The sequence below is a fragment of the Duganella violaceipulchra genome, assembly GCF_019166075.1.
Taxonomy (GTDB): Bacteria; Pseudomonadota; Gammaproteobacteria; order Burkholderiales; family Burkholderiaceae_D; genus Rugamonas; species Rugamonas violaceipulchra.
The window spans coordinates 246,602-258,434 of sequence record NZ_JAHTGR010000006.1; the positions used below are offsets into that span (position 1 = coordinate 246,602).

The following is an 11,833-nucleotide window of genomic DNA, read 5'->3' on the forward strand; positions in this document are numbered from 1 at the left end:
TTCGATAGTCAGGAATCCATCATGTCACTGCTAGATCACCAACTCGAATTGCTGGCGCCAGCCAAAACCGCCGAGATAGGCCGCGAAGCCATCTTGCACGGGGCCGACGCCGTGTACATCGGCGGACCGGCCTTTGGCGCCCGTCACAACGCCAGCAACACCATTGAGGAGATCTCCGCCCTGGTGGACTTCGCGCACCGCTACCGCTCGCGCATCTTCGTCACGCTCAACACCATCCTGCACGACTCCGAGCTCGATGCGGCGCGCAAGCAAATCTGGCAGCTGTACAACGCCGGCGTCGACGCGCTGATCGTGCAGGACATGGGCCTGCTCGAAATGGACCTCCCTCCGATCCAGCTGCACGCCAGCACCCAGTGCGATATCCGCACCATGGAAAAGGCGCGCTTCCTGGGCGCGGTCGGCTTCTCCCAGCTGGTGCTGGCGCGTGAACTAACCATCGAACAAATCCGCAAGATCCGCGCGGAAGTCGACACACCGCTGGAGTATTTCATCCACGGCGCCCTGTGCGTGGCCTACTCGGGCCAGTGCTACATCTCGCACGCGGACACCGGCCGCAGCGCCAACCGCGGCGACTGCTCGCAAGCCTGCCGCCTGCCGTACACACTCAGCGATAACCAGGGCCGCGTGGTGGCCTACGAAAAGCATCTGCTGTCGATGAAGGACAATGACCAGAGCCGCAATCTGGAGGCGCTGGTGGACGCGGGCATCCGTTCCTTCAAGATCGAGGGCCGCTACAAGGACATGGGCTACGTGAAGAACATCACCGCCCACTACCGGCTGCTGCTGGACGAGATCATGGAGCGCCGCACCGAATTCACCCGCGCGGCGAGCGGCCACACCCGCATCCTGTTCACGCCGGACGTGGACAAGACCTTCCACCGCGGCCACACCGACTACTTCGCCAACGGCCGCACGGAAGAAATCGGCGCCTTCGATTCGCCCAAGTACGTGGGTGTTGAGCTGGGCGTGGTCGACCGCCTTGGCCTGGACTACTTCGACATCGTCACCAATGCGCCCATGGCCAATGGCGATGGCCTGAACTACATGCTCAAGCGCGACACGGTCGGCATCCAGGCCAACCGCGCGCAGAAGCTGGACGACGTTGACGACGGCCAGCTGTGGCGCGTATTCCCGAATGAGGACATGCGCACGCTGACCGGCCTCAAACCCGGCACCACGGTGCTCCGCAACCGCGATCACCAGTGGGATGCGACCCTGCAGAAGAAGTCTTCCGAACGCAAGGTGTCGCTGCAATTGGAACTGAGCGAACACGCCCACGGCCTGCGCCTGTCGCTGCGCGACGAGGATGGCATCTGCAGCAGTACCGACGCCGCCTTGGCGCTGGAGCCGGCGCAGCAGGCGGCGCAGGCCGACGCCTCGCTACGCGCCCACCTGGGCAAGTTGGGCAGCACGATGTTCGAAGCTGACGGCATCGAATTGAAGCTTACGCAGCCATGGTTCGTGCCGGCCGGCGTCATTAACGGCCTGCGTCGCGACGCCATCGGTGCGCATGAGGCGGCGCGCCTGGCGGCCTGGGAACGCCCGGCGCGCAAGAAGCCCGCCCAGCCCCGCGCCGCTTATCCGGACACGCAGCTGAGCTATCTGGCCAATGTCTACAACGAGAAGGCACGCGCCTTCTATCACAACCACGGCGTGCAACTGATCGCCGCCGCCTATGAATCGCACGAGGAAGCGGGCGAAGTGCCGTTGATGATCACCAAGCACTGCCTGCGCTTCTCGTTCAACCTCTGTCCGAAGCAGGCCAAGGGTGTGCAAGGCGTTCAGGGTCAGGTGCGCGCGGAGCCCATGACCCTGGTGAGCGGCGACGAGACCTACACCCTGCGCTTCGATTGCAAACCCTGCGAGATGCACGTGGTCGGCGCCATGAAGCCAGGCATCCTGAACTCGCCCCCACCGTCGAACGTCGCCTACTCTCCGCTGACCTTCCACCGCCAACGCCCGCGCGCCGACAACAGCAGCCAGGTCGCCAGCACAAACGGGGCGGTAAAGTAAGCCAGGCCGGTCGCGGCCAGCGCGAGACACAGCAGAATACTCAGCGCTGGCCCCAGCAGGCGCTGGGACCGGGAGCGTTCGAAGGTGGCCAGTGCCAGCGCGGTCAACGCGCTGTTGATGCCCATACCGGTGGACTGGCTGCTGACGACGGGCCAATTCAGCACCCATTCAGCGCTGCTCGCGACGCACCAGGCCAGAGCGGCGCCATACAGCATCCACAAGGCCAACTGCCTGCTATGGCGGGCCAGCGCCGCCCATACCAACACACCGAGTGCGGCCGGACCGACGAAGCTGACCTGGCCCAGCGTGCAAAAGAGGAAGCTTGACGGCGCCAAGCTGCAGGCTGGAATGGCGGCGACTTGCGCTGCCGACCGCAAACCCAGTAGCGGTGCGCAGGCATCGGTCAGCCACATCGCGGCCACGAACAGGGAAGTCAGCACAGGGATGCCGGCACGTTGTGCGACGCGACTGAGCAAGGCGGTCAACACGGCAAGGACGACAATCCATGCCACCAGCGCGGAACTGAACTGGTAGCCGGCGCACAGGCCCGCCCCGCTCAGCGCGGCGTTGAAACTGTACCGGCCCTGGCGACGGTCTCCATCGGGGAAAGCCAGCGCCCAGGCCATGGCCGACGCGACGCAGGCGCCCACCAGGCAACCCAGCGCCAACACCGGCTGGGTCAGATACAGGCAAAGCAGGAGGACGGTGCCGAAAATCGGCGATGACTGCAAATAGATCTGCGCGATGGCGCTCAACTGGCCACGGACGGCCAGCGGAACCCCGACGCGCCAGGCCGGATTCCGGCCGGGCCACTCGTAAAACATCACACCTCACGCGGCCACAGGTTCGTCGTCCGGCCAGATCTGCGCGATACGCAGCAAGTTGGTGCTGCCCGGCTGGCCGAACGGCACGCCCGCCGTGATCGCGATCTGGTCGCCCGGTTTGCCGAAGCCTTCCCGCAACGCCGCCTGGCAAGCAGCAGCCACCATGCGATCCACATTGCGCACGTCCGGGCTCACCGTCGAATGCACGCCCCACGCCAGCGCCAGACGGCGCGCCGTTGAGAGGTTAGGCGTGATGCTCAGGATAGGCGCCATCGGCCGTTCGCGCGCCGCGCGCAGGCTGGTGTGGCCGGAGCTGGTGTAGGTCACCGTCGCCACCGCGCCGACGATCTGCGTCACATCACGCAGGGCCGAGCAGATCGCGTCGCCGCTGTTCGGCATCGGCGCCTGGTTCTGGGCGTCGATCATCTGACGGTACAGCGGGTCCTTCTCAACCTCGCAGATGATGCGGTTCATCATGGACACCGCTTCCGTCGGATAGGCGCCGCTGGCCGATTCCGCCGACAGCATCACCGCATCGGCGCCGTCATAGATCGCACTGGCAACGTCCGAAGCTTCCGCCCGCGTTGGCACAGGCGCCGAAATCATCGACTCCAGCATCTGCGTGGCGATCACAATCGGCTTGCCTTGCAGGCGGCAGGCGCGCAGGATGCGTTTCTGTACACCCGGCACACGCTCCGGTGGAACTTCCACGCCAAGGTCGCCGCGCGCCACCATGATCGCGTCGGAAACGGCGACGATGGCGTCCAGCGCATCCAGCGCCGCCGGCTTTTCCAGCTTCGCCAGCAGCGATGCGCGGTTGCCGACGATGGCGCGGGCCTGCACCAGATCTTCAGGACGCTGCACAAACGACAGCGCAATCCAGTCCGCACCCATTTCCAGCGCAAAATCCAGGTCGCGCAGATCCTTCTCGGTCAGCGCAGGGATGGGCAGCACCACATCCGGTACGTTGACACCTTTGCGGTCCGACAGCACGCCGCCGTTGACCACGCGAGTGCGGATCACGCGGCCTTCATTGCCCAGCACCGCCAAGCGCAGCTTGCCGTCGTCCAGCAGCAGCGACTGGCCGGCGCCGATTACTTCGAACAGCTCCGGGTGCGGCAGGCATACGCGCTGCGCGGTGCCTGGCGTCGTATCGCGGTCCAGCGCAAACTCCTGCCCCGCCACCAGCGTCACTTTACCTTCGGCGAACTGCCCCACGCGCAGCTTGGGGCCTTGCAAATCGGCCAGGATGGCGATCGGCCGTCCGACGCTGCGTTCGATTTCGCGCACGATGTTGCAGCGCGCCTGATGGTCCTGATGGGTGCCGTGGCTGAAGTTGAAACGGAACACATCGGCGCCCGCTTCAAACAAAGCCTGGATGGCTTCCTTGCTGCTGCTGGCCGGGCCGAGCGTGGCCACGATTTTGGCCTGACGTTGACGTCGCATTGGGTATTCCTTTTTTACAGAATTAATACGGCACGGAAGTCGTTGACGTTGGTGCGGGTCGGGCCACTGACCACCAGATCGTTCAACGCGCTGAAGTAGCCGTAGCCGTCGTTGTTTTCCAGCAGAGTCTTGGCCCGCAGCTTCTGCGTCAGGCCGCGTTCCAGCGAATCCGGCCCGTACAGGGCACCGGCGTTGTCTTCAGAACCGTCGATGCCGTCGGTATCGCAGGCCACCGCATGGATGCCGGGATGGCCGTCCAGCGCCACCGCAAGGCTGAGCAGGAATTCGGCATTCCGGCCGCCGCGCCCCGAACCGCGCACCGTGACCGTGGTCTCGCCACCGGAAATGATGACGCAAGGCCGTTGGAACGGTTGGCCGCGCGTCGCCACCTGTCGGGCCATCGCCGCGTGGACGATGGCGACATCGCGCGATTCGCCTTCAATCCCGTCGGACAGGATGTAAGGCGTGATGCCAACTGCGGCAGCGTGCGCCGCCGCCGCTTCCAACGCGTCCTGCGCGATGGCGATGACGTGGTGGCTGTTGCGGGCGAAGCGTGGATCGCCCGGCTTCGGCGTCTCGCCGGCGCCGGATTCCAGATGCTCGCGGATGCTGTCCGGGATGGCGATGTCGTACTTGCGCAGCACCGCCAGCGCGTCGGCGCAGGTGGTTGCATCGGGCAGTGTCGGACCACTGGCGATGATGCCGGGATCGTCGCCTGGGACGTCCGAGATCAACAGCGTGACCACACGGGCCGGCGCGCAAGCCAGCGCCAGCCTGCCGCCCTTGATGGCCGACAGGTGCTTGCGCACGCAGTTCATTTCGGAGATCGCGGCGCCGCTCTTCAGCAAGGCTTTGTTCAGCGCCTGCTTCTGCTCCAGCGTGATACCGGGCGCCGGCAATGCCAGCAGCGAGGAACCGCCGCCCGAGATCAGGCACAACACCAGATCGTTTTCGCTCAGGCCCTTGACCATCTCCATCATGCGACCGGCGGCGGCGAGTCCCGCCGCATCCGGGACCGGATGGGCCGCTTCGATCACTTCGATACGCTCGCAGTCCACGCCATGCTCGTAGCGCGTGACGACCAGCCCGGAGATGTCACCTTTCCAGTGACGCTCGACGGCGCGCGCCATCGCGGCGGCACCCTTGCCTGCGCCGATCACCAGCGTGCGGCCGTTCTTCGGCGGCTCCGGCAGGTAGGCCGGCAGGCACTTCTCGGCACTGACAGCGTCCACCGCGCTGCCGTACAGATCGAGCAGGAATTGGCGTGGATTCAGGGTACTCATTACGCCTCGGCGATCTGGTGGTTGGACATGATTTCGATCGCGCGGCACAGTGCCGAGTGATCCATGCCGCCCAGGCCATTGGCTGCGCAGGCATTCATCAGTTCCTGCGCCATCGCGGTGTTCGGCAGCGACACGCCCATCGCCTTGGCGCCTTGCAGGGCCAGGTTCAGGTCCTTCTGGTGCAGTTCGATGCGGAAGCCCGGATTGAAGGTGCGCTTGACCATGCGCTCGCCGTGCACTTCCAGGATGCGCGAGTTGGCGAAGCCGCCCATCAGCGCCGAGCGTACCTTGGCGGGATCTGCGCCGGCCTTGGATGCGAACAGCAGCGCCTCGGCCACGGCCTGGATATTCAGCGCCACGATGATCTGGTTGGCGACCTTGGTGGTCTGGCCGTCGCCATTGCCGCCGACCAGGGTGATGTTCTTGCCCATCAGTTCAAACAGCGGTTTGACGATCTCGAACGCCGCTTCCGAGCCGCCGACCATGATCGTCAGCGAACCGGCCTTGGCGCCGACTTCACCGCCGGACACCGGCGCATCCAGGTATTCGCAACCGAGAGCGTTGATCTTCTTGGCGAACTTCTTGGTTTCGATCGGCGAGATCGAGCTCATGTCGACCACGATGGTGTTCGGACGCAGACCCTTGGCCACGCCTTCTTCACCGAACAGCGCAGCTTCAACGTGCGGCGTATCCGGCACCATGACGATGATGATGTCGGCGCGGGCGGCCACTTCGGCGGCCGAGGTGCAGACCGTCGCACCGGCTTCGATCAACGGGAACGGCGGGTTCTTGATGTCGTGCAGGTACAGTTTGTGACCACCGTTCAGCAAATGCTGCGCCATCGGTGCGCCCATGATACCCAGACCAATAAATCCAACTCGAGACATGATATTTTCCTTGTAAAGATGTGATTTAAACGCCGTGCGCTGCGCGCCAGCCCAGGCCCGCTTCCGTCGTGGTGCGCGGCTTGTATTCGCAACCGATCCAGCCGTCATAGCCGGAGGCGTCCAACTGCTCGAACAGGTAGCGGTAGTTGATTTCGCCGGTGCCAGGTTCGTTGCGGCCGGGGTTATCCGCCAGCTGCACGTGGCCGATCAGCGGCAGGTGCTTCTTGATGGTGTTCGTCAGCTCACCTTCCATGCGCTGCATGTGATAGATGTCGTACTGGATGAACAGGTTGTCCGAACCGGTGGCGGCGATCAGCGATGCCGCCTGCGCGGTGTTGGTCAGGAAGAAGCAGGGAATGTCGTAGCTGTTGATCGGTTCGATCAGCAGGCGGATGCCCTCGTCCTTCAGCGCCGCAGCGGCGAAGCGCAGGTTGTCCACCAGCGTGACTTGCGCGTCCTGCCGCGTCACGCCTTGCGGCAGAATGCCGACCAGGCAATTCACCTGCTTGACGCCCAGTTCCTTGGCGTAGGCGATGGCGGTCCATACACCGTCGCGGAACTCGGCAACGCGGTCCGGGTGGCAGGCGATGCCGCGCTCACCGGCTTCCCAGTGACCGGCCGGCAGGTTGTGGAGCACCAGTTCCAGCTGGTTGGCCTTCAGGCGCTCGGACAGGTCGCGGGCGCTGTAGGCATACGGGAACAGGAATTCCACCGCCTGGAAACCGGCGCGGGCCGCCGCCTCGAAGCGCTCGATGAACGGCACTTCGGTGAACAGCATGGTCAGGTTGGCTGCAAGTTTGGTCATGGCGATTCCTCTCAGTCCAGCAGGGAGATTGCGGTAGGTGCGTCGGTTCCGCGCAGCGCCAGCTCTTCGAACTCGTTGACCTTGTCGAGGTCCGTGCCCATGGCGATATTGGTCACACGCTCCAGGATCACTTCGACCACCACCGGCACCTTGAACTCTTCCATCCACTTGTGGGCTTGCTCGAAGGCGGCTGGCAGATCATCTGCGTTCAGGACGCGGATCGCCTTGCAGCCCAGGCCTTCCACCACGGCGATGTGATCGACGCCGTAGCCGTTCAGCTCTGGCGCGTTGATGTTCTCGAACGCCAGCTGGACGCAGTAGTCCATGTCGAAGCCGCGCTGGGATTGGCGGATCAGACCCAGGTAGGAGTTGTTGACCACCACGTGCAGGTACGGCAGCTTGAATTGCGCGCCCACGGCCAGTTCCTCGATCATGAACTGGAAGTCGTAGTCGCCGGAAATCGCGACCACTTTGCGCTGCGGATCGGCGGCGACCACACCCAGCGCGGCTGAGATGGTCCAGCCCAGCGGGCCGGCCTGGCCGCAGTTGATCCAGTGGCGTGCGTTGTACACGTGCAGGAACTGCGCTGCGGCGATCTGCGACAGGCCGATGGTGCTGACGTAGCAGGTGTTGCGATCGAAAGCCTTGTTCATTTCTTCGTACACGCGCTGCGGCTTGACCGGCACTTGTTCGAAGTGGGTCTTGCGCTGCATGGTGCGCTTGCGTTCCTGGCACTGCGACACCCAGGCCGAGCGATTTTTCAGCTTGCCTGCGGCTTTCCATTCGGTCGCCACTTCGATCATCAGCTTCAATGCGGCGCCGGCGTCGGAGACGATGCCGAAGTCCGGGCCGAAGACGCGGCCGATTTGGGTAGGCTCGATGTCGATGTGGACGAACTTGCGGTCCTTGGTGTACACCTCGATGGTGCCGGTGTGACGGTTGGCCCAGCGGTTACCGATACCGAACACGAAGTCCGATGCCAGCACGGTGGCGTTGCCGTAGCGGTGGCTGGTCTGCAAGCCGGCCATACCAACCATCAGCGGGTGATCGTCCGGGATGCAGCCCCACGCCATCAGCGTCGGGATCACTGGAATGCCGGTCAGCTCCGCGAATTGCACCAGCAACTCGGAGGCGTTGGCGTTGATGACGCCGCCGCCCGGGGTCAGGATAGGGTTCTCGGCGTCGTTCAGCATCGTCAGCGCTTTTTCGATCTGGGCGCGGGTGGCTTTAGGCTTGTAGGCTTCGAGCGGCTGGTAGGTGTCCGGGTCGAATTCGATTTCGGCCATCTGCACGTCGAACGGCAGGTCGACCAGCACCGGGCCTGGACGGCCGGAGCGCATGATGTGGAAGGCCTGCTGGAACACCATCGGCACCAGCGCCGGCTCGCGCACGGTCACAGCCCACTTGGTCACCGGCTTGGCGATCGATTCGATATCGACCGCCTGGAAGTCCTCTTTGTACAGGCGGGCACGCGGGGCCTGGCCGGTGATGCAGAGGATAGGTATGGAATCTGCCTGGGCCGAATACAGGCCGGTGATCATGTCGGTGCCGGCCGGGCCGGAGGTGCCGATGCAGACGCCGATGTTGCCGGCCTTGGCGCGGGTATAGCCCTCGGCCATGTGCGAAGCGCCTTCAACGTGACGCGCCAGTATGTGCTTGGCACTGCCCTGCTTCTTCAACGCCGCGTAGAATGGGTTGATCGCGGCGCCCGGAACTCCGAACACCTGATTCACGCCCTCTTTTTCCAAAACGATTGCTGCTGCCTGCGCTGCTGTCATCCGTGCCATGATTGTCCCCTGATGGTTAAGTACTGAACTTGATGGGATCATCGTAGCGGGAAAGGCGGCCCGTGATAAGAAGACAAACTCTCGCTTTATTCGATACTCAAAATATGGAATAAGTGTGGAATAATCTGCATATGGATAAACTGACGCAAATCGAGGCCTTCGTCGACGTGGCCGAAAAGGGCAGCCTGGTACGCGCGGCGATGGGCCAACACATCACCCCCGTCATGCTGGGCAGGCGTATCGACGCGCTGGAAAAGCGCCTGGGCGTGAAGCTGATGCACCGCACCACCCGCCATCTGACGCTGACCGAACAAGGCACGCTATACCTGGACCATTGCCGCAAATTGCTCGCGGATCTGGGGCATGCGGACCGCATGGTGTCCGAGGGGCGGCACCGCGCCACCGGCCACCTGATCGTCTCGGCGCCGGCAGCCTTCGGGCGCAAGCACGTGGCGCCCCATGCGGCGGGCTTTGTGCGCGCACACCCAGACGTGCAGATATCGTTCAACCTGACCGACCGCGTGGTCGATCTGGTGCGGGATGGTTATGACGTCGGTATCCGTATTGGCGGCGTGATCGATCCCAGTTTCGTCGCCGTCAAGCTGGCCAGCAACCGGCGCGTGGTATGCGGCACGCCGGAGTACTTCGAACGCCACGGCATTCCACGCACGCTGGACGACCTGTCGCAGCACAACTGCCTGGCCTTCAACCTGCAAGGTGGCCAGCAACGCGGTTGGTACTTCCAGGATCATGGCAAGCAGGTGACTGTGCGGGCGGATGGCAATTTGAACTGCAACGACGGTGAACTGCTGCACCGCTGGGCCACGGAAGGACTGGGGCTGGCGTGGCGCTCGTCGTGGGAGATCCAGTCGCAACTGGCGTCGGGCGAGTTGATTACGGTGCTGGACGACTACGCGCTGCCGCAGTACGACATCGTGGCCGTCTATCCGCAGCAACGGCACTTGCCGGCCAAGGTGCGCTTCTTCATCGACATGCTGAAGGAAATCTACGCGCGGCCGGATTACTGGCTTACCAGTTGATGTTCTTGCGGCCGGCCAGCGCCAGCAACGCCAGGCCTGCGGCCAGCATCAGGTAGCTGGCAGGCTCCGGCACCGGCAACGGATCAACCGGGGATACCGGCAGCACGACCGGTTCCTCATCGACCACCCAGGCCCCTAACGCCTGGAACTCGGCGATCGAATAGTGATTGTCGCCACTGGCGGAGATGCGAAACGCCCGCGCCACGACCGGCGACTCCAAGGGGCCGCGATACATGTTTTGTCCGGGAGGGTTGCTGTCCGTATCGACGGCCGTCAGGCCTTGCCAGACATGGTCCTGGTCGAGGAACTCGATATGGTAGTCATCGTTATTATCGGCCTCCAGCACCAGCTGACTGACCAATGCGGCATGGGCCAGCGTGATGGTCACGCCGCTCTGCGTGCCGGACCAATACACCGAATCGAAATTCCACTGCTGCCCGCTCGGGTTGAACGCGCCATCCGTCACACTATCAAGCCGCGCCATGCCGCCGCCCCACACTGCGCCCGCGGAGTCGCCGATGCCGGCGCCATACGTGGCGACCTTGGCCAGATAGGCGACATTGTCATCGGCGCGGGCGCCGTAGGCGAACATCATTGCGGTCAATGCTACAGCGGTGAAAGCTCTCATCCTGTATCCTCGTTAGCGCAGCGCGACCAGATGCCGCTGGCGGCGCATCTCGTCGTCCATCTGCATGGTTTGATATGCCGCCTGCAGGGTTCCAGCGTCCAGCCCCACGCTCTTGCGTACCTAGGGACGCGGCAGATCGCCCCAGGAGCTGCGCGGCAGCGGCGCCACCGCCAAAACAGCAACTGCGACACGCTGAGCGCGGCGTTCATGATCGATACCCCTTTGTAAAGTATATTGATCTTCTCGCAAGCTTGGTTATTTTTTTGTACGGCCTCGCACGCAGCCCTGGCGCCCCTTTGTATGCGTTGTTTTTTGGGCTAAGGTACAATATCGCCATGAAAGCGATTCTCCTCTTCTCCACCCTTGCCCTGGTCCACGGCCTTGCCGCTGCGGATACCGCCCCTGTCCACGGTTGGAACAACTCCGCTGAACTGGGCGCCATCTCCACCTCGGGTAACACGGTCGGCACTTCGGTGACCGGCAAGCTGGATGCCAGGCAGGAGCTGCCCGACTGGAGCAACGAGTACGTCCTGGCCGGCTATTTCAAGGACGAACAGGTCACGCAAGCCGACGGCGAAAAAGTGCGCGAACGTTCCGCCCAGCGCTATTCGTTCTCCGCCAAGGCCGCATACAAGCTGCTTCAGGATCACGACAAGCTGTTCGCGCTGGCCACCCACGTCAACGACAAATTCGGCGCCTACACGCGCTACTCCACCGTGGGCGTCGGCTACGGCACTGAGACGTATAAAACGCCGGACCACAGCCTGGACGTGGAAATCGGCCCTGGCTATTTCAATGGCACCCGTTCAACCGGCGAAGCGGAAAGCGGCATGACCGTGCGCGGCGCGGCCAACCTGAAATGGAAATTGAGCGACAGCGCCCTGTTCACCCAGAACCTGAGCGTGGAACGCGGCACCTCGAACATCCATTCGCTGGCCGAGACGGCGCTGCGCACCAAAATCAACAGCACCATGCAGATGAAGGCCGCGTTCAGCGTCCGCAACGACACCAATGTGCCGGAAGATAAAAAGAACACCGATACCCAAACGTCGGTGACGCTGGTCTACTCGTTCTAACAGCGCCGCGCCTGCGCGCCATT

At 63.6% G+C, this 11,833-nt stretch carries 10 protein-coding genes; 3 read left to right on the plus strand and 7 right to left on the minus strand.

Annotated elements, in window-relative coordinates:
- The first annotated feature begins 21 nt into the window (after nt 1–21).
- Nucleotides 22–2,034 carry a peptidase U32 family protein gene (locus KVP70_RS13855; protein ID WP_217942808.1) on the plus strand — a complete coding sequence of 671 codons (2,013 nt, stop codon included), beginning with the start codon at nt 22–24 and terminating at the stop codon, nt 2,032–2,034.
- On the opposite strand, the gene KVP70_RS13860 is transcribed toward KVP70_RS13855, so the two are convergent.
- The 6 genes from KVP70_RS13860 to gcl are packed head-to-tail and all read right to left on the minus strand — an operon-like array spanning nt 1,950 to nt 9,066.
- Nucleotides 1,950–2,858, minus strand: a complete 909-nt coding sequence (locus tag KVP70_RS13860) for an urea transporter (protein ID WP_217942809.1) — start codon at nt 2,856–2,858, stop codon at nt 1,950–1,952. The two genes, KVP70_RS13855 and KVP70_RS13860, sit on opposite strands and share 85 nt — an antisense overlap.
- A gap of 6 nt (nt 2,859–2,864) precedes the next feature.
- Nucleotides 2,865–4,304 carry a pyruvate kinase gene (pyk, locus tag KVP70_RS13865; RefSeq protein ID WP_217942810.1) on the minus strand — a complete coding sequence of 480 codons (1,440 nt, stop codon included), beginning with the start codon at nt 4,302–4,304 and terminating at the stop codon, nt 2,865–2,867.
- A gap of 14 nt (nt 4,305–4,318) precedes the next feature.
- On the minus strand, nt 4,319–5,587 hold the full coding sequence (locus KVP70_RS13870; protein WP_217942811.1) for a glycerate kinase type-2 family protein: 1,269 nt from the start codon (nt 5,585–5,587) through the stop codon (nt 4,319–4,321).
- Nucleotides 5,587–6,474 (minus strand): 2-hydroxy-3-oxopropionate reductase, encoded by an 888-nt coding sequence (locus KVP70_RS13875; protein ID WP_026334569.1) that lies wholly within the window; start codon nt 6,472–6,474, stop codon nt 5,587–5,589. The genes KVP70_RS13870 and KVP70_RS13875 overlap by 1 nt, the downstream gene beginning before the upstream one ends.
- 25 nt (nt 6,475–6,499) lie before the next feature.
- Entirely contained in the window at nt 6,500–7,279 is a 780-nt protein-coding gene (hyi, locus tag KVP70_RS13880) for a hydroxypyruvate isomerase (protein WP_217942812.1), read from the minus strand.
- A gap of 11 nt (nt 7,280–7,290) precedes the next feature.
- Nucleotides 7,291–9,066, minus strand: a complete 1,776-nt coding sequence (gene gcl / locus KVP70_RS13885; RefSeq protein WP_217942813.1) for a glyoxylate carboligase — start codon at nt 9,064–9,066, stop codon at nt 7,291–7,293.
- Nucleotides 9,067–9,197: 131 nt separating this feature from the next.
- Between gcl and KVP70_RS13890 the strand changes: the two genes are divergently transcribed.
- Entirely contained in the window at nt 9,198–10,106 is a 909-nt protein-coding gene (locus KVP70_RS13890) for a LysR family transcriptional regulator (protein WP_217942814.1), read from the plus strand.
- On the opposite strand, the gene KVP70_RS13895 is transcribed toward KVP70_RS13890, so the two are convergent.
- Nucleotides 10,096–10,734, minus strand: coding sequence for a PEP-CTERM sorting domain-containing protein (locus tag KVP70_RS13895; protein WP_229224800.1), 639 nt, complete (start codon nt 10,732–10,734; stop codon nt 10,096–10,098). The two genes, KVP70_RS13890 and KVP70_RS13895, sit on opposite strands and share 11 nt — an antisense overlap.
- A 335-nt stretch (nt 10,735–11,069) precedes the next feature.
- Between KVP70_RS13895 and KVP70_RS13900 the strand changes: the two genes are divergently transcribed.
- Nucleotides 11,070–11,810 carry a DUF481 domain-containing protein gene (locus KVP70_RS13900; RefSeq protein WP_217942815.1) on the plus strand — a complete coding sequence of 247 codons (741 nt, stop codon included), beginning with the start codon at nt 11,070–11,072 and terminating at the stop codon, nt 11,808–11,810.
- The last annotated feature ends 23 nt before the right edge of the window (nt 11,811–11,833 follow it).

What these genes read in the sequence shown, in the direction of transcription:
- KVP70_RS13855 (WP_217942808.1), top strand. Translation starts at nt 22, where the DNA reads ATGTCACTGCTAGATCACCAACTCGAATTGCTGGCGCCAGCCAAAACC.
- KVP70_RS13860 (WP_217942809.1), bottom strand. Translation starts at nt 2,858, where the DNA reads ATGTTTTACGAGTGGCCCGGCCGGAATCCGGCCTGGCGCGTCGGGGTT.
- pyk (WP_217942810.1), bottom strand. Translation starts at nt 4,304, where the DNA reads ATGCGACGTCAACGTCAGGCCAAAATCGTGGCCACGCTCGGCCCGGCC.
- KVP70_RS13870 (WP_217942811.1), bottom strand. Translation starts at nt 5,587, where the DNA reads ATGAGTACCCTGAATCCACGCCAATTCCTGCTCGATCTGTACGGCAGC.
- KVP70_RS13875 (WP_026334569.1), bottom strand. Translation starts at nt 6,474, where the DNA reads ATGTCTCGAGTTGGATTTATTGGTCTGGGTATCATGGGCGCACCGATG.
- hyi (WP_217942812.1), bottom strand. Translation starts at nt 7,279, where the DNA reads ATGACCAAACTTGCAGCCAACCTGACCATGCTGTTCACCGAAGTGCCG.
- gcl (WP_217942813.1), bottom strand. Translation starts at nt 9,066, where the DNA reads ATGGCACGGATGACAGCAGCGCAGGCAGCAGCAATCGTTTTGGAAAAA.
- KVP70_RS13890 (WP_217942814.1), top strand. Translation starts at nt 9,198, where the DNA reads ATGGATAAACTGACGCAAATCGAGGCCTTCGTCGACGTGGCCGAAAAG.
- KVP70_RS13895 (WP_229224800.1), bottom strand. Translation starts at nt 10,734, where the DNA reads ATGAGAGCTTTCACCGCTGTAGCATTGACCGCAATGATGTTCGCCTAC.
- KVP70_RS13900 (WP_217942815.1), top strand. Translation starts at nt 11,070, where the DNA reads ATGAAAGCGATTCTCCTCTTCTCCACCCTTGCCCTGGTCCACGGCCTT.